Genomic DNA, 19,761 nt, shown 5'->3' on the forward strand with positions numbered 1-19,761 from the left:
CGCCGACGCCGCGCTGCGCTCCGCCGCTCTCCGCGTCCTGCACGGCCTGCGCCGCGCCGCCGCCCGCGGCAGCTGGGGTCCCCCGGAGCGAGCCCTCCTCTGCGCCTTCGCCGCTGCCTGCGGCCGCCGCGTCGGCCGGCCCGAGCGCGGCCTCGGCCGCGACCTCCCCGCCGACACCGGCCCCGGCCCCTCCGGCACCTCCTCCCCCCGCGACCGGCACCGGCACCAGAACTGAACCGGGCTCCCCCGAGGCCGCTCCCCCGACCGGGGGATGCACGGTACGCACTCCACCGCGGCGGCCGCCCTGCCGGAGGGCCGGGCGCTGCCCGGAGCGGGGGGCGGCACCGGCCGCGGGTTCCGGGTCAGGCGGCGCTGGGGAGAGGCGGACGGCCCGCGCCCTCCGAGGCCGCAGCGCTCGGCGCGCCCGGGGCCCGCCGACGCCACCGGACGGACGGGGGACTAGCGGGTGGTGCCGCTCGGCGGCGGGCTGTCGCCGGTGCCAGTGTGCGGCGCGGGATCGGTGCCGGGGAGGGGGGCCGGGCCCGGGGAAACCGTGTCGGGCTCCGCGGAAGGGGCCGGGCCTGGGGTGTGCGGGTGGACCGCGGCCTGGAGCTGGTCGGTGGGGGTGTCCCGGCGCCAGAGGCTGACCGCGTCGAACAGGCCGTACTGCAGGACGGCGACGAAGGGCCAGACCACGAGGGCGCCGAGGGCGTCCAGGTGGAGGCGGTCGGTGACGGTGTCGCCCGGGTCGGCGGCTGCGACGGCTCGCTCGAAGGACCCGCCCTCCAGGACGCTCCCGGTCCCCCACGCCAGGAGTGCGCCCGCGATCGCGCCGAGGACGAGCCCGGTGAGGCAGGCCAGCCGCATGTCCGGCACCGGTCCGCCGGGGTACTGCCGCGCCGCCGAGCGCGCCAGCCGGTACTGGACGAGATAGGCGCAGTAGCCGGTGAGCATGCCCGCCGCGGCGGCGATCAGGGCGTAGGTGCCCTGCATGGCGAAGGTCGCCTCGGTGACGGGGAACGGCACCACCTGCCCGCCGGCGATCACGGTCACCTCCGTGCGCGGGGCCAGCACCCACCAGGCGACGCCCGCGGGCACGCCCAGGACCGCCACCGCCCCGAAGACCGCTGCTGCCGCGGCCGTCCTGCTGCGCCCCATCTGCGCCGCCACCTCGCTCCCGTCCGGCTTCCCCGAATCTATCCGCAGCAGCGCGCGGAAAAACCGGTGGTGGTCCCCCGGGCGCGCCGTGAGAATTGCGGCATGTGCACCGCGCAGAGCGCGGCAGCCCCGGGCCCGCAACCCGCCGGCGCCGCCGACGAGGCGACCATGCTCGCCGCTTACCTGGACCGGCGCCGGGCCCACGTCCGCGCCGTCGGTGCGCGGCTGGGCGCGGCCGCCGAACTCGAACGCCTCACCCGCATCGAACACCACTGGTTCGAGGCGGTCATGGCCGGTGCCCGGGACCGCCCGCCCGTCGCACCGAAGCCGGGCGGCGGCCGCGTGGCCGACGCGGGCGGCGGCACGGGCTGCTGCGCGCCCGCCGGCGGGCGCATCGGCGCCGCGCTGGCGGCCTATGACGCACAGTGCGCGCGGTCCCGCCGGATCGCCGCGCGGCTGGAGCAGCGCAGCGCCGCCCGCCGCACCGGGCCGGCGGGGCGGGTGTCACTGCGCTGGGTCCTGCTGCACGTGCTGGAGGAGACCGCGCTCTCCGCCGGCCGGCTGGAGGAGCGGCGCTCGCGCGCGGGGGCCGCCGGGCCCGCCGCGCGCGGCGCAGCGGTCAGTAGGTGAGCGCGGCCCCGCCGAGCAGGGACTTGACGTCGCCGGCGAAGGCGGGCGACATCTCCACCGGGTAGCCCGGCAGGTCGTACACGCGCGACCGCAGCGGGTGGTCGACCCGCACGGTGACCGGGGTCTCTCCCTTGTGCGAGGCGAGGATCCGCTTGAGCTCCTCGACCAGCTCTCCGTCCACCCGGGCGTGGTCCATGGTCAGCAGCACCGGCGGCGGGCCGTCGGTGACGTGCGCGATGTCGAGCAGGGTGAGGTCGAACGCCTGGATGGAGTACTCGCCCTCGCGCTCCTTCACCCGCCCCTTGATGGAGACGGCGGTGTCCTCGGCCAGGTAGTCCGCGTAGAGCGTGTAGGACTCGGCGAAGAACAGGCACTCCACCTGGGCGTCCATGTCCTCCACGGTGACCTTGGCCCACAGGTTGCCGGACTGCTTGGAGACGCGCTTCTCCACCGCCGAGATGAGGCCGGCGATCTGGACCTCGGAGCGGTCCCGCCGCTCGCCGCCGAGCACCTCCAGGATCTGGGTGTCGCGGTTGCGGGCCAGGATCCGCTCGGCGCCGGCCAGCGGGTGCGACGAGACGTACAGCCCGAGCATCTCCCGCTCGTGGGCGAGCTTGGTCTTGCGGTCCCACTCCTTGCCGGTCCAGTTGATGTCGAGGCCCACCGGCGCCGCGTCGGCATCCTCCTCGCCGCCGCCGAACAGGTCGAACTGGCCGTGCGCCTCCTGCTTCTTGGCCGGGATCAGGCCGTCCACCGCCTGCTCGTGGTGGAGGTGCAGGTCCATCCGCGGCTGGCCGAGCGAGTCGAACGCGCCTGCCTTGACCAGCGACTCGACGACGCGCTTGTTCAGCACGGTCAGCTCGGACTTGGTGAGGAACTCGGTGAAGGAGGTGTAGGCGCCCTTGCCCTTGCGGGTGTCCACGATCGACTCGACGACGTTGGCGCCGACGTTGCGGACCGCGCCCAGGCCGAACCGGACGTCGGAGCCGACCGCGGAGAAGCGCAGGCCCGAGTCGTTGACGTCGGGCGGCAGCACCTTGATGCCCATCTTGCGGCACTCCGACAGGTAGACCGCCATCTTGTCCTTGTTGTCGGCCACCGAGGTGAGCAGCGCCGCCATGTAGGAGGCGGGGTGGTTGGCCTTCAGGTAGGCGGTCCGGAAGGAGAGGATGGCGTAGCCGGCGGCGTGGGACTTGTTGAACGCGTACCCGGAGAAGGGCAGCATGACGTCCCAGAGCGTGTTGACGGCCTCCTCGGAGAAGCCGCGCTCGAACATCCCGGCCTGGAAGGTGCCGAACTCCTTCTCCAGCACCTCCTTCTTCTTCTTGCCCATCGCGCGCCGCATCAGGTCCGCGCCGCCCAGGCTGTAGCCGGCCAGCTGCTGGGCGATGGCCATGATCTGCTCCTGGTAGACGAGCAGGTGGTAGGTCTCGGACAGGATCGGGTCGAGCGCCTCCTTGAGCTCCGGGTGGATCGGGGTGATCTCCTGGCGCTCGTTGGAGCGGTCGGCGTAGTCGTTGTGGGCGTTGGCCGCCATCGGGCCGGGCCGGTAGAGGGCGTTGACGGCGGTGATGTCGCTGAACTCGGTCGGCCGCATGCGCCGCAGCAGGGCCCGCATCGCGTCGCCGTCCAGCTGGAACACGCCCAGCGTGTCGCCGCGGGCCAGCAGCTCGTAGGTGGCCCTGTCGTCGTCGCCGATCCGCGTCCAGTCGATGTCGATGCCCTCGTTGGACTTCACGTTCTGGATCGCGTCGTCGATGATCGTGAGGTTGCGCAGGCCCAGGAAGTCCATCTTCAGGAGCCCCATGTCCTCGCACTGCGGGAACGGGAAACCGGTGATGATGGCGCCGTCGGAGTCGCGGCGGTGCAGCGGGACCACGTCGAGCAGCGGCTCGGCCGAGAGGATGACGCCGGCGGCGTGCACGCCGGTGCCGCGGGTGAGGCCCTCGATGCCGCGCGCGGTGTTCATGACCTTGGCGACCTCGCTGTCCTTGCCGATGAGGTCGCGGAGCTCACCGGCTTCGGAGTAGCGCGGGTTGGACTCGTCGTCGATGGCGGCGAGGTCGATCTCCTTGCCGCCGGCGGCCGGCGGGAACGCCTTGGTGATCTGGTCGCCCAGCGCGAACGGCAGGCCGTGGATGCGGGTGGAGTCCTTCACCGCGGCCTTGGCCTTGATCAGGCCGAAGGTGTTGATCATCGCGGTGGCCTCGGCGCCGTACTTCTCGGTCACATAGTCGACCATCTCGCCGCGCCGGCGCTCGTCGAAGTCGAGGTCGATGTCGGGCATGGTGACGCGCTGCGGGTTGAGGAACCGCTCGAAGAGCAGCCCGTGCTGCAGCGGGTCGAGGTCGGTGATGCCGAGGATGTAGGCGATCAGCGAGCCGGCGGCCGAGCCGCGCCCGGGACCCAGTGCGATGCTGCGGCGCCGCGCCTCCTGGCAGATGTCGGCGACGACCAGGAAGTAGGCCGGGAAGCCCATCTCCTCGATGACCGAGATCTCGTACTCGGCGCGGTCGAGGACCTCCCGGGACGCGCCATCGGGGTAGCGGCCGGGCGTCAGCCGCTGCACCTCCTTGCGCAGCCAGGAGGCCTGCGTCTCGCCCTCCGGCACGTCGTAGCGCGGCATCAGGTCGCGCGAGGCGAACACCTCGTCGTAGCAGCCGTCCTCGACCATCTCGGCGACGAGGAGGGTGTTCTTGCAGCCCTGGGCCCACTCGTCGAGGGAGAGCAGGGCGCGCATCTCGTCGGCGGTCTTCAGGTAGTAGCCGGAGCCGTTGAACCGGAACCGCTTGGGGTCGTCGAGGTTCTTGCCGACGCCGATGGCCAGGAGCGCGTCGTGCGCCTGGGCCTGGTCCTCGGTGACGTAGTGCGAGTCGTTGGTGACCAGCGGGCGCAGGTCGAGGGCCTTGCCGACCCGGAGCAGGCCGTCGCGGACCTCGCGCTCGATGGGCACCCCGTGCTCCATGAGCTCCAGGAAGACGTGGTCGGGGCCGAAGATGTCCTGCAGGCCGGCGGCGTAGGCCACGGCCTCCTTCTCCTGGCCCAGGCGCAGCCGGGTCTGGACGCCGCCGGAGGGGCAGCCGGTGGAGACCACGATGCCCTCGGAGTGGGCCGCCATCAGCTCCAGGTCCATCCGGGGCTTGCCGTAGTAGCCCTCGATGGAGGCGAGCGAGGAGAGCTTGAACAGGTTGCGCAGCCCGGTGGCGTTCCGCGCCCACATGGTCATGTGCAGGTAGCGGCCGCCGCCGGAGACGTCCTTGCCGGCCTCGGTGGACTCGTCGGAGTCGCCGCGCCCCCAGCGGACGCGCTGCTTGTGGTACCGCGATTCCGGCGCGACGTATGCCTCGATGCCGATGATCGGCTTGACTCCGGAGCCGCGGGAGGTATCCCAGAACTCGTAGGCGCCGAACATGTTGCCGTGGTCGGTCATCGCCACCGCAGGCATCTGCAACCGGGCTGCCTCGGCGAACAGGGGCTTCAGCTTCGCGGCCCCGTCCAGCATCGAGTATTCGGTGTGCACGTGCAGGTGGGCGAAGGAGTCGGCCATGGCGCGGTGTGCTCCGTGAGGGTCGGCGGGACTGGGGTCGACTCACGAGCCTACGCCGCTCGCGGAGGCGCGGGCACGCTCCGCGCGGACCCTCCGGAGGTCGCCCGCATCACTCCTCCCGGCCCCTGGTCCGCGCCACTGGCGCCGCTGCCGCTCCACCTGCCCCGGCCGGCCCCCGCGCACGGCGCCGCTCCCCTGGCCGGTGCGCCCCGCGCCCTCCGCGCAGCACCCCCGCCCCGGGCGCACCGGAAAGGGGCGTCCTGAGGCGGGGAACCGCGCGGATCAGGAAAAAGGGCGCCAGTGATAGAAGGGACGCGAGGGAATGAAACTCCCAGTCGTCCCATTCTCCCTTTTCCCTGGCCAATGCACCCGACCTGCCTCTACCCCGGGGGGAATCCTGGGCGCTGGAGCCGGCCGCGGCCCTCCCCTCCCCGCGGGGCGCACGGGGCTGGAGAAATCGGTGTGGCGAGCTTTCCGCCGCGGCCGTTGGACGGCCCGGGATTCTTCGGTACGTTTGAATTCTCCGCGGGTCCCTGGACTCATTTCGCGGGAAACCGCGGAGGACAATCGGCAGCACCGAGAATCCGAGACCCGAGAACCACCACCGGCCCCCGGAAAGCCCGACTCGGCATCCGGTTCCGCGCACGCACCCGCGCGGCGCCGGCCTGCCGTCTCGGGCGGGCCGACGCGCAAAGGACGATGCCGCGTGACCGCACCCGCCTCCGGCGCCCAGGAGCCCGACGAGACGCGCCCCGCCCCTCCCCGGTCGCGGCCGCGCCCCTACGTGTGGGGCCGCGTCCCGCAGCGCAATACGAGCTTTGTCGGCCGCTCCGAGCTGCTCAAGGAGCTCGGCACCCGGCTGGAGGCGGGCGACACCCACATCCTGCCGCAGGCGCTGCGCGGCATGGGCGGGGTCGGCAAGACCCAGCTCGCCCTGGAGTACGCCTGGCGCAACCAGGGCGCCTACGACCTGGTGTGGTGGATCCCGGCCGACACGCCCACCCAGGTCCAGCAGGCGCTGATCGAGCTGGCGCCGCGACTGGGCCTGGACACCGACCGCGAGCCCAGCGCGATCTGCCGCAGCGTACTGGAGTCCCTCCAGGCCGGCGCCCCCTACGGGCACTGGCTGCTGATCTACGACAACGCCACCGATCCGGCCGACCTCGCCCCGCTGCTGCCCTCCGGCGGCACCGGCCAGGTCCTCATCACCTCGCGCTCCTCGGCGTGGCGGAACGCCGGCGGCAGCCTGCTGGAGGTCGACGTGTTCGAGCGCGCGGAGAGCATCGAACTGCTTCGCCGCCGCGGCCCGGCCGAGCTGAGCGAGGCCGACGCCGACCTCATCGCCGACCGCCTCGGCGACCTGCCGCTGGCCGTCGAGCAGACCGCGGTGTGGCTCTTCGAGACGATGATGCCGCCGGAGGAGTGGCTGAACGTGTTCGACGAGCGGTTCCAGGAGCTGCTCACCGCACCGTCGGCGACGCCGGACTACCCGCTCACCGTCGGTGCGACGATGAACCTCTCGCTGGAGCGGCTGGAGGAGAACGACCCGGCGGCGCTGCGCCTGCTGCAGGTGTGCGCCTTCCTGGCGACCCAGCCGATCCCGCGCCGGCTCTTCAACGGGGCGCGGAACATCGAGGCACCGCGCGAGCTGGAGCCGGTCCTGGCCGACCCGGCGGTGCGCCTGGGGCGGGTGCTCCGCTCCATCGACCGCTATGCGCTGGCCCGGATGGACCACCGCTCTGCCAGCTTCCAGCTGCACAAGCTGGTGCAGGAGACGCTGAAACTGCCGCTGGACACCGAGCGCCGCGCCGAACTCCGGCACTGCGCCCACCAGCTGCTCGCCAACTTCGACCCGGGCGACCCCCGGTCGGTCTCGGACTGGCCGCGCTACGCCGAGCTGCTGCCGCACATCTGGGAGACCGAGCAGTGGGACTGCGAGAGCTCCTGGTGCCGCCTGCTGGTCCTGAACGAGATCACCTTCCTGCACGTCTGGGGACGCATTCGGGCGGCGCGCACGCTCGCCGAGACCACGGTGACGCACTGGACCTCCCACCTGGGGGCCGACCACCCGCAGACCCTGCAGGCCCGGGCCATGCACGCGAACCTGCTCAACACGATGGGCGAGTTCCACGACGCCCACTCACTCACCCGGGAGGTCATCGACACGCTCACCCGCGAGTTCGGGCCGGGCGACGAGGAGACCCTCAGTGTCCGCAAGGAACTCAGCTACCAGCTGCGCAACCTGGGCCGCTTCCACGAGGCGCTGGATGTCAGCACGGAGGTGCTGGAGGGCCACGAGCGGCTGCTCGGCCGGGACGACCCGCTGACCCTGCAGGTGGCCCACATCCACGCGGTGGGGCTCCGGCTGCTGGGCCGGTTCGCCGAGTCGACGGCGTTGGACCGGTACAACTTCGAGCGCCGCAGCGAAATCCTGGGGCCGGAGCACCCGCAGACGCTGTCCAGCGAATACGGGCTCGCCACGGGTCTGATGGAGCAGGGCGACTTCGGCTCGGCGATCGACCTGTTCGAGGACTTCCGCTCGATCGCCGACCGGCTCTACCCCGAAGGCAACCAGTTCCGCACCGGGGCGCTGCTGATCCACTCCGTGCTGCTGCGCCGCACCGGCAAGATCAGCGAGGCCAAAGAGCTCTCCACGGCGGTGTTCGCCCTCGCCCAGCAGAGCTCCCGCGAGGACCTCCTCGCCTACCTGCAGGCCGCGGGGTGCCACTCGGTGATGCTGCGCGCCGCGGGCGACCACGAGGAGGCGCTGGAGCTCTCCTCGGCCACATTGGAATCCCTGCGCGCCGCCTACGGGGCCGAGCACCCGCTGTCCGCGGACGCGTCGGTCAACCACGCCGTGATCCTGCGCCTGCTGGGACGGCCGGCGGAGGCCCGCGCACTGGACGAAGCGGCCCTTCCGGTGCACACCGCCCTCGCCGAGCAGCATCCGAGCACGATCGCGAACCGGATCAACCTGGCCAGTGACCTGTTCGCGCTCGGCGACCCGGCGGCGGCCCGCGCACTGGACGCGGCCACCCTGCCGCTGAGCACCGAGGCGGTGGGCCACCACCACCCGCTCACCCTGGCGGCGGAGCGCAACCTGCTGCAGGACCGCGCTGCGCTGGGCGAGGATGTCACCGACGCTCAGCGGGCCGCCGTCGTACGCCGCTACGCCGAGGTCTTCGGCCCGGACCACCCGGCGGCGCTGTCGGCCACCCGGGACGTCCGCGCCAACTGCGACCTGGTGATCAACCTTCTCTGAGTCGACTAGCCCGAGGCTTCGGCTCGCGGCCCCTTCGCCGGGGCCGCAGGCTGGTGCCTACCGGCTCCTTTTCTCAGCGCACCAGAGCGCTCCCGCCTCAGCCCATGCCCACTTATCCTCATTCCCCGCGCGCGGACACAATGAGGGCTACCCAGTCTGAGTTTCCGAATCTCAGTTCAGGGCCGCTACGGTTCTGAGAGTCGCGGAGACAGACACCGCCGGGAGTAGCGGATACCTCCACACACCCCATTTTCCCTCCGTCGCTCGCCGAAGCCGTGCGCCAGCCATGCCCGTCGTAGAGCCCCTGGTTGGATCTCTGTACGCCGGCCGCAGCACCAGTGGCAGGTTCGCGTCCCGACCGTGAGGGGCCAGCGACGAAGTGGGTTGGGCCGCTCCACCCGTTGTGCACCCCGGGGGAATCAGCGTTCATTGGGACCTCTCGCCCTTGCGCCGGGGATTCGCCCCGACACTCCGCGTTGGGGACACCGGCCGCACGCCACCGCGGCGAAAGCGGCCGTTCTCACCCTTTTCTCCCCCATCATGACATTTCCATGTCGTCCGAACCTGGACACTTCCCTTACGCATTCCGCTGTTGCGAGTGACGATGCAATGGCATTCGGAGCGCCGGAGAGCAGGGTCCGGAGCCGCGGAATGCTGGGGGCGCAATGGCCGAGCTGGTCCGGTTCCGCACTGCGGGCGGGGCCGAGATCCTGGTGGAAGCCGCCGGGAGCTCGCCGCGGATGCGCGGCGCCGGCGGAGGCGACGTGGTCCGCGAGGCGGACGTGCCCGCTGAACTGCTGCTGGCGCGGGCCCGGGCGCTGGTGGCGGCGGCGGTCGGCGGCCTCGGCGGCACTGCGGCGGCCACCGGGGCGGACGCGGTCAGCGTCGAACTGGGCGTGCGGATCAGCGCCGACGGCGACGTGTACCTGGCGCAGAGCGCCGGCGAGGCTGCCCTGGCCGTCACCGTCACCTGGCGGCCGGTCCCGGAACCCTGACCGGTACGCCCGCGCGCCCGTTCACCGGGTCCGAAACGCGCACGGGGGCGCCCCCTGGTTCGGGAGCGCCCCGCCTGCTCTGCGGTGCTGCTGCTACTTGTGGGTGTACATCCGCTCGATGAGGTCGGCGTCGCGCTTCATGATGCGGGCGCGGCGGAGTTTCAGCGACGGGGTCATCGTCTCGTCCTCGACGCCGAACGGCGTGCCCAGGATGGTGAACGCCCGCACCGACTCCGCACGGGAGACCGCGCTGTTGCCGGCGTCGACCGCGATCTGGACCTCGGCGCGCAGGTCCGAGTCGTCGGCGAGGTCGGCGACGGTCGCGTCCGCCGACTTGCCGGCGCGCCCCTTCCACTGCTCGAACTCGTCCGGGTCCAGGGTGATCAGGGCGCTGACGAAGGAGCGGCCGTCGCCGATCAGCATGCACTGGTCGACCAGCGCGTGGTTGCGGATGCGCTCCTCGATCGGGACCGGGGCGACGTTCTTGCCGCCGGCCGTCACCAGGATCTCCTTCTTGCGCCCGGTCACCCGGATGAACCCGTCGCCGTCGTCGGTACCGAGGTCGCCGGAGGCGAACCAGCCGTCCGTGAACGCGGCCTCGGTCGCCTCGGGCCGGTTCCAGTACCGCTCGAAGACGGGGCCGCCCTTGAGCATGATCTCGCCGTCTTCGGCGAGCTTGACCTCAACGCCGGGCAGCGGCCCGCCGATGGTGCCGGGCCGGACGTGGCCGGGGGTGTTGGCGAGCACCGCCGCGGTGGTCTCGGTGAGCCCGTAGCCCTCGAAGACCTCCAGGCCGATGCCGCGGTAGAAGTGCAGCAGCCGCACGTCGAGCGCGCCGCCGCCGGAGATGACGCGGGTGCACCGGCCGCCGAGGGCGTCCATCAGCTTGCGGTAGACCAGCGGCTCGAACAGCTTGCGGCGCAGCCGCAGCCCGAGGCCGGGTCCGCCGGGAGCGTCCAGCGCGGTGGAGTAGGCGACCGCGGCGTCGGTGGCGGCGTCGAAGATGCGCCGGGTGAGGCCCTGGGTGCGGCGGCGCCCGCTGGCGTGGATCTTCTCCAGCACGTAGGGCACGCCGAGCAGGAAGGTCGGCTTGAAGGTCGCCAGGTCGGCGATCAGGTCGGCGACGCTGGCCGCGTGCCCCAGGCGGGCGCCGGCGTGGATGACGCCGACCTGCACCATGCGGCCGAAGACGTGCGCCAGGGGGAGGAAGAGCAGGGTGGAGGGGGCTTCCCCGGTCTCCGCGTCCTTCTCGAAGAGCACGGAGAGCGCGCTGGTGACCGCGTCGGTCTCGGCGAAGAAGTTGGCGTGGGTGAGCACGCAGCCCTTGGGGTCTCCGGTGGTGCCCGAGGTGTAGACGAGCGTCGCGGGATCGCCCGGCGCGACCCCCTCGCGCCGCCGGTCGACCTCGGTGTCCTCGACGGCGGCGCCCTCGGCGGCGAGGGCCTCCAGGGCGCCCGGGGCACCGTCGGCCGCGTCCAGCGTCCACAGGTGTGCCAAGCCGGGGACCTCGCCGCGGACGTCGGCGACGGCGGCCGTCGCGGCCGCGGTGTCGGCGATGCACCCGACAGCGCCGGAGTCGTTCAGGATCATCGCGATCTGTGCGCCGGAGGAGGACGGGTAGATCGGCACGGATACGGCGCCGGCGGCCCACACCGCGAAGTCGGCGATGGTCCACTCGTAGCGGTTGGCCGAGAGGAGTCCGACCCGGTCGCCGGGGCCGACGCCGGCCGCGATGAGGCCCTTGGCGACGTTGCGGACCTGGTCGCGGACTGCGGCGGCGGAGGCGTCGCGCCATTCGACGGCGCCGTCGGCGGCGGTCTCCTTGCGGGTGAGCATCGCGGCATCGGGGTGGTGCTCCGCGCGCTCGAACAGGATCTCGGCGAGGCCGCCCGTCGTCCGGGGCTCGCGTGCAGCGGGGGTGGAGATGTGCGTCACGCTTCCGTGTCTATCTGAGATTCTTCACAAAAGCGAACAAACACCCCGAAAACGGTCCATGAGAAAGGCCATACAGCCGCATGCAGGGGGAAGGGTGGCGGGGCCGGGCCCCCCGCTCCTGCCTCGGGCCGGCGGCCGGGGGCGCGGCCCGCTACAGCGCGAGGCGGACCATGATGGCGGTGCCCTCGGCGGTGACCTCGCCGTTGCAGCGGACCTCGCCGGAGACGAAGACCTTACGCCGCTCGGTACTGGTGACCCGCGCCGACACCTCCAGCGGCGTGTCGAGCGGGGTGGGGTTGCGGTAGTTGACGTCCAGGTTGGCGGTGAGGCCGGGCATACCCTGGGCGCTGGCCGCGCTGCCGAGCGCCTGGTCGAGGAGGGCCGCGAGCCAGCCGCCGTGGACCAGCCCGGGCGGGCCCTGGTAGACCCCGCCCATGGTGACCTCGCCGCGCACGCCGTCTGCGCCGCCGGCCAGCACCAGCGGCGGCGCAACGGGACTGAGGGCGCCGGACACGCCGTTGGTGAGGGTCTGGTGCTCGGCCCTGCCGTCACTCAGGGTCGTGCGGAGCATGGCGCCGCCGGGCAGGCGCTCGCCGCCGTCGCGCAGGATCTCCTCGGCCTTGGCGAGGGCGTCGGCGGCCGCGGTGAGGTCCGCAGCACCGGCACGGGTGTGCGCGGCGGCGTCGGCGAGCGACCGGACCCGCGCGACGAGGCCGGTGAGCTCCGCCGGAAGGTCGGCCTCGTCGACGACGTGAAGGCCGTAGTCGGCCGGGTTGAGCGCGTCTGCGGACGGGGTGTCGACCGTCATGTCTTCCTTCGATCACTCGCGGGGCGGCGCCGGTCGGCGGCCGCACTGTCGGACGCCCCGGGCACCCGGGACCGCCAGGCCATATTACCGATCGGTAAGTTAGTCGGGCGACCCGGTGCGCGGTGACGCTCGCCACGGGCAGGGCAGGCCGGAGGCGCGGCCCGTGCCGGGCCGGGTGACGGCGTCGGGCGCACCAGCGGCCGGCGCGGACCTCCGCGGGCAGCGGGTCATCCCCGGGGCGCGAGCTCCTTGGCCATGGTGATGTGCTCGATACCGGCCTCGGTGTAGACGCCGCCCCGCGCGGTGTAGCCGAGCCGGTCGTAGAAGCCGCGGGCGTGCAGCTGGGAGTGGAGTTCGACGCGCGCCAGGCCGCGCTCGGCGGCGATGGCCTCGAGCTCTGCGACGAGCAGGGCGCCGAGCCCTGCCCCGCGCGCCGCGGGGAGCACGGCCAAGCGGCCGAGGATGCCGGTGTCGCCGTCAGCGACGAGGCGGCCGGTGCCGGCCGGTGCGCCGCCGATCCGGGCCAGGACGTGGTCGGCGCCGGGGTCTTCGGCGTCCGGCTCCAGAGCGGCGGGCACCCCCTGCTCGGCGACGAACACGGCGCCGCGCACGACATAGCCGGCCGCCCGGTCGAGTTCACCGACCGCCGCTCGGACCTGCACCGCCGGCACCCGGTCCTGCGTTCCCGTCTGCATACCGCGCACCCTAGCGCCCGCCCGGGCTGCCGGCGCACCCGGCGGCGGCGCCTCCCTGCTCAGCGTGGCTAAGGTGGCGGTATGGGACCGGACGATCGCGAGAGTGCGCGCATGTGGCGTCACCCCGGACTCCCCGGGACGGATCTGCTGCGCGCGCACTACGTCCGGCACACGTTCCCGCCGCACAGCCACGACACCTACACGATCGCGGTGATCGACGCGGGCCTGGAGGAGTACCGGTACCGCGGCACACTGCAGCGCAGCGGGCCCGATTCGCTCGCGCTGGTCGAGCCCGGTGTCGTGCACACCGGCAACGCCGGCGTCCCCGAGGGCTGGCGCTACCGCGTGCAGTATCCGGAGGAGCCGGTGGTCACCGCGGCGGCGGCCGACCTCGGCCACCGCGGCCCGGTCCTGTTCACCTCCAGCTCGCCGCACGACCCCGAGCTGGCCGCGCTGCTGCGCTCCTCGCACCGCGCCGCCGAGCACGGGGACGCGCTGAGCGCCTCCTCACTGGCCCGGCAAGCGCTGCACGGCCTCGTCGCGCGCCACGCGCGGGCGCCCTCGGGCCGGCCGACCGCCGCTGCGGGACCCGCCGCGGTCGCCCAGGCCAGGCAGCTGCTGGAGTCCCGGCTCACCGACCCGCCGACGCTGGAGGAACTCGCCGCCCACTGCGGCACCGCACCGTTCGCCCTGCTGCGCGCGTTCCGCTCGGTGCACGGCCTGCCGCCGCACGCCTACCTGACCGACCTGCGCGTCCGCCGGGCACGCTCGCTGCTGGCCGGCGGACTCCCGCCGGCCGACACCGCCGCCTCCGTCGGATTCGCCGACCAGGCCCACCTCACCCGCCACTTCAAACGCCGCGTCGGCGTCCCGCCCGGCGCCTTCCAGCGCGGCGCCGCCCGCCCGCCGGGCTAGCCCGCCAGCGCAGGCATCCTCCACCGGCCACGAGCGGCAGACGCGCCGGCTGCACCGCCGCCGCCCGCCGCCGGCCGGCGATCGCGCCCGAGTCCCGGGCGTGCGGTCCCCCGCGGACCGCTCCTCTGCCGCCCTAGTGCCTGGTTTGAAGTGTCTGCCGGGTGGGCGGGTGCTCTGGAAGCCTTGGTCAACGTGGTGAAGCGCCATGAACTCACCCACGCCGAGTGGGCCCTGCCCACTCCGCTCATGCCCACTGATCCCCACAAGGGCCGGTAGGCCGATCACCGCTCCGTCATCAACGCGATCCTGTTTCGCACCCGCACCGGAATCCCAAGGCGTGACCTGCCCGAACGCTTCGGCCCCTGGGAGACCGCGGCCGGGCGCCACCGCCGATGGAGCCTGGACGGCACATGGCAGCGCATCGCCGACCGGCTTCGCTTCGACGCCGCCACCGGCGAAGAACTCATCGCCGGCGTGGACTCCACCAGCGCGCGGGCCCACCAGCACGCCGCCGGAGTCGCTAAAGGGGGGACACAGCCCGGCACGAAACGGACGGATCCGAAGCGCTCGGGCGCTCCCGCGGCGGACCGACTGCCAGGATTTACCTGCTGGCCGACCAGCACCGCCGCCCCTTGGCCGTGCTTACCGGCCCTGGCCAGCGCGGCGACGCCCCGATGTTCGAACCCTGATGGGCGCGCTGCGGTTGCCGCGCACTACCGGCCGGCCGCGGACCCGGCCGCTCGCCTGCTGGGCGACAAGGCCTACTCCTCGGCGGCGATTCGCGCCCACCTGTCCCGCCGCGCGATCACCGCCACCATCGCCCAGCTCGCCGACCAGCAGGCCGACCGCAGACGCAGCGGTCCGGCCGGTGGCAGGCCACCGGCCTTCGACCACCAGGCCTACCGCGGACGCACCACCGCAGAGCGGGCCGTCAACCCGCTCAAGCAGAACCGGGCGGTAGCGACCAGATACGACACGACAGCCGCGATCGACGACGGAACCGTTCACGTCGCCACCCTCCGCGGCTCCGCGACCTCACCCATCCCAAAGAACACGCCCTGTCCCGCTCCGGCCGGTCCGGGCCAGGGGCGCAACGGCGGCACCGGCCGCGGCGCCCCTGGCGGGCGGCACCGCTGGCGGTCGCGGGACGTGCAGGAACGTTCAAGACCGGGCGCCCCGGGGGCCGTACGGTCGCCGCATGACCACCACCCCTTCCCTTCGGGCGGCGCTGAGTGCGCCGCCGGTCCGGGACGCGCTGGGGATCGGCCTCGCGGTCGGGCTGTCCGGCGCGGCGTTCGGCACCGCCGCTGTCGCGGCCGGGCTGACCGCAGCCCAGGCGAGTGTGCTGAGCCTGCTCGCCTTCACCGGCGCTTCCCAGTTCGCGCTCATCGGCGTCATCGCCGGCGGCGGAGAGCTGCTCGCCGGGGCGCTCGGGGCGCTCCTGCTGGGCGCGCGCAACACACTGTACGGACTGCGCCTGTCCGACCTGCTGGGCTGGCGGGGGGCGCGGCGCCTCATCGCAGCACACGGCGTCATCGACGAGACCACCGCCGTGGCCGTCGCGCAGCGCACCCCCGCCGATGCGCGGACCGCTTTCGCCGTCTCCTACGCCGTCCTCTTCGCCACCTGGAACGCCACGACCCTGCTCGGCGCGCTCGCCACCGAACGCGTCGGCGACACCGACGCGCTCGGGCTCGACGCCGTCGGCCCGGCGATCTTCCTGGCGCTGCTCTGGCCGCGGCTGCGCGAGGGGCGGGCGGCCCGGCTCATCGCGGCCGGCGGCGCGATCGCCGCGGTCGCTGCCGTTCCGGTGCTGCCGCCCGGCGTTCCCGTGCTGGTGGCCGGCCTGGTCGCGCTGGCGGCGCTGATCCCGCGGCGGCGCCCCGCAGCGCCGGAGGACGGCGCGCAACCGGCCCCCTCTCCCGGCGGCACCCCCGACGAGGGCGGCACGGAGCGGCCGGGAACGGCGCAGGAGAACGGCGAGCGGGGGACCCGATGACGGCCTGGACGGCGATCGCCATCACCGCGGCAGGCTGCTACCTGCTGAAACTCGCAGGCCTGGCGGCGCCGCGCCGGCTCCTGGACGCCCCGGCCGTGCAGCGCTTCGCCGCCGCCGTGCCGGTGGCGCTGCTGGCCGCCCTGGTGGCTGTGCAGACCTTCAGCGATGGCGGCACCGCGCTCACCGCCGACACGGCGCGACTGGGCGGTGTGGCCGCGGCCGTCACCGCACTGCTGCTGCGCGCCCCCTTCCTCGCCGTGGTGGCCGCCGCCGCGGTGACCGCGGCGGGGCTGCGCGCCCTCGGGTACTAGGGCGTGTTGGGTGGACACCTGCCCTGCTGCGCGGCGCCCTGGCCCGCCCCTCGCGGCGTTCTCCTCAATCCATAGGAAAAAACCCGCCCTGACTCATCCGTCGGCCTTGCGACGGGTGCACCGCCGACACCGCTCGCGACGAACGCCACCCACCACACACGCCCGAGGTTCGGTGTCCGGGGCGCCGGTGACACCCGACGCCCTGACAGGGCGGTGAACAGCACCAGGGCCTTCCGGTTCCGGTGTGGACTGCGATCTGCACCGGCTCCCCGGGAGGCCCTCCTGCCCCGCCGCGACGCGCCTTGACCCGCATCGGATCGCCGGTGGCCCGCTACGAGCGCGACCGTCCGGCGGCTCGGGTGATCGGGTGCGCACCGGCAATGCCGGGGCCTGCGCCGCGAGCACTGGGCGCCCGGTCTGCTCGGTGCTGAGGATCCCGCCCAGACGGACCCGGCCCCTACGGCCGAACACCCGCCGAGCCTGTTCCCGCCTCGCGACACCACACCTCGGGCGCGTACGGCCGGCCGGCACCTCCCTCCCGGGGCGAACGGGTCGCGTGGGGCGTGACGCACCGGCCGCCTGTGGGAGAGGCTAGACCTGCCGTGAGCCGACGCCGATGGAAGGACCTCCCGTGCCCCTCGCTCCCGTCCCCACCGCCGCTGAGGCGGTCGCCGCCCATCTCGCCGCCGCGCACATCCGCCGCTTCTACACCGTGCCCGGGGAGAGCTTCCTGGAGCTGATCGACGCGGTCGACCGGCGCAGCGAGATCCAGCTGGTCTCCACCCGGCACGAGAGCGGCGCCGGGTTCATGGCCGAAGCGGAGGCCAAGCTCACCGGCCTGCCGGCGGTGGCCGCGGCCACCCGCGGCCCCGGCGCCGCCAACCTGGCGGTGGCCGTGCACACGGCGATGCAGGACTCCACGCCGATGCTGGTCTTCCTCGGCCAGGTGGAGACCGAGCGGCTCGGCCGGGAGGCGTTCCAGGAGGTCGACCTGACGGCGTTCTACGCGCCGATCACCAAGTGGTCCACGACGGTGACCCGCGCCGACCGGCTGGTGGAGGCCGTGGCGCGCGGCCTGCGGATCGCCACGTCGGGGCGGCCCGGACCGGTGATGATCGCGGTGCCCGGCGACCTCTTCGGGCAGCGGGTGCCGGCCCCGGAGCTGCTGCCCGGTGCGGTGCCGCCGCGGCCCGGACTCGCCGAGGAGGACCGGGACCGGCTGGCCCGCCGGCTGGTGGAGGCCGAGCGGCCGGTCATCATCGCCGGCGGCGGCGCGCGCGGCGCCCGCGAGGAGCTGATCCGGGTCGCCGAGCGGTTCCAGGCCGGTGTGTACACCGCATGGCGGCGCCAGGACGTCTTCCCCAATGACCACCCGCTCTACCTGGGGCACCTGGGGCTGGGCTGCCCCCCGGAGGTGCTGCCGCCGCTGGAGGGGTCGGACTGCGTCCTCGTCGTCGGCTCGCGGTTGAGCGAGATCACGACGCAGGGCTACCGGCTGCCCGCACCGGGGCTGCGCGCCGCCGATTCGCCGGTCGCCCAGATCGACATCGACCCGGACCAGGTGGGTGCGGTGGCCGGGGTGTGGCTGGGCGCGGTAGCCGACGCGCGGCGGGCGCTGCAGGCGCTCGCCGACTCCCCGCTGGCGGCGCTCTACCGCGACTTCGCGCCGGCCCACCGGGCCTGGGAGGAGACGGCGGAACCGCCGTCCCGCCCGGCGTCCTCCGGCACGGGCGAGGGCACGCTGCACCCCTGGGACGTGGTGCAGGTGCTGCGCGACGGGCTGCCCGCCGACACCGTGGTCACCAACGACGCCGGGAACTTCGCGGCCTTCCTGCACCGGGGCTGGCGCTACACCGAGCCGCGCACCCAGCTCGCGCCGACCAGCGGCGCCATGGGCTACGCGGTGCCGGCCGCGGTCGCCGCGAAGCTGGTGGAGCCGCACCGCACGGTGGTCGCTGCGGTCGGCGACGGCGGAGCACTGATGACCGGGCAGGAGATCGAGACGGCCGTGCGGACCGGCGCCGCCATCATCGTCGTGGTGTTCCAGAACGGCCTGTACGGCACGATCGCGATGCACCAGGCGCGGGAGCTGGGCCGGACGGCGGGTGTGGGCATCAGCGGCCCGCTCGACCTGGCCGGCTACGCCCGCTCGCTCGGCGCCCGCGGCGCCACCGCCACCGACCGCGACGGCCTTGCCAAGGCCCTTGCCGAGGCCGCAGCCGCCGATGTGGCCACGCTGATCGACGTCCGCACCGACCCGGACGCGATCAGCCCCTCCGCCACCCTCTCCGGGCTCATCGACGCGGCCGGCGAGGCCGGCTGACCCGCGCCGGCGGCGCCCCGGCCGCCGTCCGGTCTGCAGGGGCGCGCCGGCGCAGCCGGCCGCCCCCTGCCGGGGTCCGGCACCGCGGCATGGTCCGGGCCGCGCCGCCCGGTGCCGGTCGGCGCTTCGGGCGAAGCCCGGTCCCCTCCCCGGACCCGCCCAACCGCGCCGACGCCCGCGGCAAGGAGGGGGCACCGGGCCGGCGCCGCAGAACAGGGGGCGGAGTTCAGGCGCCGGCCGGGGTGCGGGCGTGGGCGGCCGCGCGGAGGGCGCCGACGGCGGCGCGGATGGCGGGGCGGCGGGCTGCGTCGGCGCGCCAGAAGGCGTAGACCTGGCGGACCAGGGCGGGCTGCACCTGGACGAGGCGGACGCCGTCCGGGACCGGCCCGCGGCCGAGGCGGGGCAGCACCGCTGCGCCGAGGTCGGCGGCGACCAGCGCCATCTTCGTCTGGTGCTCCTCGGCGGCGTGCGCGATCCTCGGCTCTGCGCCGCGCTCGCGCAGCGCCTTCTGCAGCCACTCGTCGCACGCGCCGCCGCGGGTCCAGCTGATCCACGGCAGGTCGGCGACGTCGTCGAGGGCCACCATGTCCCGGCAGGCCAGCGGGTGGCCGGCGGGCAGCGCGATGTCGGCGACGTCGTGCATCAGCGGCACCCGCTCCATGCCGGCCGGCAGCGACAGCGGCGCGCCGGCCCAGTCCACCACGACGGCGAGGTCGGCCTCGCCGCGCGCCATCGCCGGCAGACTCTCGTCAGGTTCCTGCTCGGACAGCTCGACGTGCAGGCCCGGGTGGCGCTCGCGCAGGGCGACGAGGGCCTGCGGCAGCAGGCCGCGGGAGGCGGTGGCGATGGCCGACAGCCGCAGCCGGCCGACGACGGCGCCGCGGTGCGCCTCCAGGTCGGCTTCGGCACGGCGGACCTGGGAGAGGATGCGGGCGGTGTGCTCGACCAGGACCTGCGCCGCTTCGGTGAGCCGGATGCCGCGGCCGTTGCGCTCGACAAGCGGCTGGCCGACCTCCCGCTCCAACTTGCTCAGCTGCTGGGACACCGCGGAGTTGGTGACCCGGAGCTCGTCGGCGGCGCCGGTGAGGGATCCGTTGGCGGCGATGGCGTGGAGGATGCGCATACGGTCCACACTCAGCATGGCCCCCATGCTAGCGATCAGCCCCGCTTAACAGCGCGGCGG

General features: G+C 73.9%; 15 protein-coding genes and 1 pseudogene. 9 read left to right on the top strand and 7 right to left on the bottom strand.

The window, feature by feature from the left end:
* A partial coding sequence (locus ACYVGT_RS25420) for a hypothetical protein (RefSeq protein WP_460862934.1) occupies nt 1–235 on the top strand: 235 nt, incomplete at its 5' end.
* A 224-nt stretch (nt 236–459) separates the two neighbouring features.
* Here ACYVGT_RS25420 and ACYVGT_RS25425 read toward each other — a convergent pair.
* Nucleotides 460–1,158, bottom strand: a complete 699-nt coding sequence (locus ACYVGT_RS25425) for a hypothetical protein (RefSeq protein ID WP_460862935.1) — start codon at nt 1,156–1,158, stop codon at nt 460–462.
* Between the two features lie 102 nt (nt 1,159–1,260).
* Between ACYVGT_RS25425 and ACYVGT_RS25430 the strand changes: the two genes are divergently transcribed.
* Nucleotides 1,261–1,788: a mycothiol transferase gene (locus ACYVGT_RS25430; protein ID WP_460862936.1), complete on the top strand. Its 528-nt coding sequence runs from the start codon at nt 1,261–1,263 to the stop codon at nt 1,786–1,788.
* Here ACYVGT_RS25430 and dnaE read toward each other — a convergent pair.
* Nucleotides 1,778–5,335 (bottom strand): DNA polymerase III subunit alpha, encoded by a 3,558-nt coding sequence (dnaE, locus tag ACYVGT_RS25435; RefSeq protein WP_460862937.1) that lies wholly within the window; start codon nt 5,333–5,335, stop codon nt 1,778–1,780. The genes ACYVGT_RS25430 and dnaE overlap by 11 nt on opposite strands.
* 706 nt (nt 5,336–6,041) lie before the next feature.
* Between dnaE and fxsT the strand changes: the two genes are divergently transcribed.
* Nucleotides 6,042–8,597 carry an FxSxx-COOH system tetratricopeptide repeat protein gene (fxsT, locus tag ACYVGT_RS25440; protein ID WP_460862938.1) on the top strand — a complete coding sequence of 852 codons (2,556 nt, stop codon included), beginning with the start codon at nt 6,042–6,044 and terminating at the stop codon, nt 8,595–8,597.
* A gap of 118 nt (nt 8,598–8,715) precedes the next feature.
* Here the strand turns inward: fxsT and ACYVGT_RS25445 are convergent, their stop codons facing one another.
* Complete coding sequence (locus tag ACYVGT_RS25445; protein WP_460862939.1) at nt 8,716–9,027, bottom strand: DUF397 domain-containing protein; 312 nt, start codon at nt 9,025–9,027, stop codon at nt 8,716–8,718.
* Between the two features lie 235 nt (nt 9,028–9,262).
* Here ACYVGT_RS25445 and ACYVGT_RS25450 point away from each other — a divergent pair, with 235 nt between their 5' ends.
* Complete coding sequence (locus ACYVGT_RS25450; RefSeq protein WP_460862940.1) at nt 9,263–9,592, top strand: CU044_2847 family protein; 330 nt, start codon at nt 9,263–9,265, stop codon at nt 9,590–9,592.
* Nucleotides 9,593–9,685: 93 nt separating this feature from the next.
* On the opposite strand, the gene ACYVGT_RS25455 is transcribed toward ACYVGT_RS25450, so the two are convergent.
* From ACYVGT_RS25455 to ACYVGT_RS25465, 3 genes are all read right to left on the bottom strand, one after another.
* Nucleotides 9,686–11,527 carry an AMP-dependent synthetase/ligase gene (locus ACYVGT_RS25455; RefSeq protein WP_460862941.1) on the bottom strand — a complete coding sequence of 614 codons (1,842 nt, stop codon included), beginning with the start codon at nt 11,525–11,527 and terminating at the stop codon, nt 9,686–9,688.
* Nucleotides 11,528–11,678: 151 nt separating this feature from the next.
* A complete protein-coding gene (locus ACYVGT_RS25460) occupies nt 11,679–12,335 on the bottom strand; it encodes a PaaI family thioesterase (protein WP_460862942.1) in 657 nt (218 codons plus the stop codon).
* Between the two features lie 227 nt (nt 12,336–12,562).
* A complete protein-coding gene (locus ACYVGT_RS25465) occupies nt 12,563–13,030 on the bottom strand; it encodes a GNAT family N-acetyltransferase (RefSeq protein WP_460862943.1) in 468 nt (155 codons plus the stop codon).
* 111 nt (nt 13,031–13,141) lie between these two features.
* On the opposite strand from ACYVGT_RS25465, the gene ACYVGT_RS25470 reads away from it, so the two are divergent.
* From ACYVGT_RS25470 to ACYVGT_RS25490, 5 genes and pseudogenes are all read left to right on the top strand, one after another.
* The gene (locus tag ACYVGT_RS25470; protein WP_460862944.1) at nt 13,142–13,945 is read left to right on the top strand and encodes an AraC family transcriptional regulator; all 804 of its coding nucleotides are present in this window, start codon (nt 13,142–13,144) and stop codon (nt 13,943–13,945) included.
* 291 nt (nt 13,946–14,236) lie between these two features.
* A pseudogene (locus ACYVGT_RS25475) lies at nt 14,237–14,953 on the top strand (transposase); the annotation flags it as partial.
* A 190-nt stretch (nt 14,954–15,143) separates the two neighbouring features.
* Entirely contained in the window at nt 15,144–15,944 is an 801-nt protein-coding gene (locus ACYVGT_RS25480) for an AzlC family ABC transporter permease (RefSeq protein ID WP_460862945.1), read from the top strand.
* Entirely contained in the window at nt 15,941–16,255 is a 315-nt protein-coding gene (locus ACYVGT_RS25485; protein ID WP_460862946.1) for an AzlD domain-containing protein, read from the top strand. Before ACYVGT_RS25480 ends, ACYVGT_RS25485 begins: the two co-directional genes overlap by 4 nt.
* Before the next feature lie 616 nt (nt 16,256–16,871).
* Complete coding sequence (locus tag ACYVGT_RS25490; RefSeq protein WP_460862947.1) at nt 16,872–18,578, top strand: thiamine pyrophosphate-dependent enzyme; 1,707 nt, start codon at nt 16,872–16,874, stop codon at nt 18,576–18,578.
* Nucleotides 18,579–18,804: 226 nt separating this feature from the next.
* Here the strand turns inward: ACYVGT_RS25490 and ACYVGT_RS25495 are convergent, their stop codons facing one another.
* Nucleotides 18,805–19,719: a LysR family transcriptional regulator gene (locus ACYVGT_RS25495; protein WP_460862948.1), complete on the bottom strand. Its 915-nt coding sequence runs from the start codon at nt 19,717–19,719 to the stop codon at nt 18,805–18,807.
* Nucleotides 19,720–19,761 lie beyond the last annotated feature (42 nt).

Source organism: Nocardiopsis coralliicola, assembly GCF_054779695.1.

Bases quoted from the DNA above. Each gene is read 5' to 3' on its own strand.
- ACYVGT_RS25490 (WP_460862947.1), top strand. From the start codon at position 16,872: ATGGAAGGACCTCCCGTGCCCCTCGCTCCCGTCCCCACCGCCGCTGAG.
- ACYVGT_RS25465 (WP_460862943.1), bottom strand. From the start codon at position 13,030: ATGCAGACGGGAACGCAGGACCGGGTGCCGGCGGTGCAGGTCCGAGCG.
- ACYVGT_RS25470 (WP_460862944.1), top strand. From the start codon at position 13,142: ATGTGGCGTCACCCCGGACTCCCCGGGACGGATCTGCTGCGCGCGCAC.
- ACYVGT_RS25485 (WP_460862946.1), top strand. From the start codon at position 15,941: ATGACGGCCTGGACGGCGATCGCCATCACCGCGGCAGGCTGCTACCTG.
- ACYVGT_RS25430 (WP_460862936.1), top strand. From the start codon at position 1,261: ATGTGCACCGCGCAGAGCGCGGCAGCCCCGGGCCCGCAACCCGCCGGC.
- ACYVGT_RS25445 (WP_460862939.1), bottom strand. From the start codon at position 9,027: ATGAACGCTGATTCCCCCGGGGTGCACAACGGGTGGAGCGGCCCAACC.
- ACYVGT_RS25480 (WP_460862945.1), top strand. From the start codon at position 15,144: ATGACCACCACCCCTTCCCTTCGGGCGGCGCTGAGTGCGCCGCCGGTC.
- dnaE (WP_460862937.1), bottom strand. From the start codon at position 5,335: ATGGCCGACTCCTTCGCCCACCTGCACGTGCACACCGAATACTCGATG.
- ACYVGT_RS25460 (WP_460862942.1), bottom strand. From the start codon at position 12,335: ATGACGGTCGACACCCCGTCCGCAGACGCGCTCAACCCGGCCGACTAC.
- ACYVGT_RS25425 (WP_460862935.1), bottom strand. From the start codon at position 1,158: ATGGGGCGCAGCAGGACGGCCGCGGCAGCAGCGGTCTTCGGGGCGGTG.
- ACYVGT_RS25495 (WP_460862948.1), bottom strand. From the start codon at position 19,719: ATGCTGAGTGTGGACCGTATGCGCATCCTCCACGCCATCGCCGCCAAC.
- ACYVGT_RS25450 (WP_460862940.1), top strand. From the start codon at position 9,263: ATGGCCGAGCTGGTCCGGTTCCGCACTGCGGGCGGGGCCGAGATCCTG.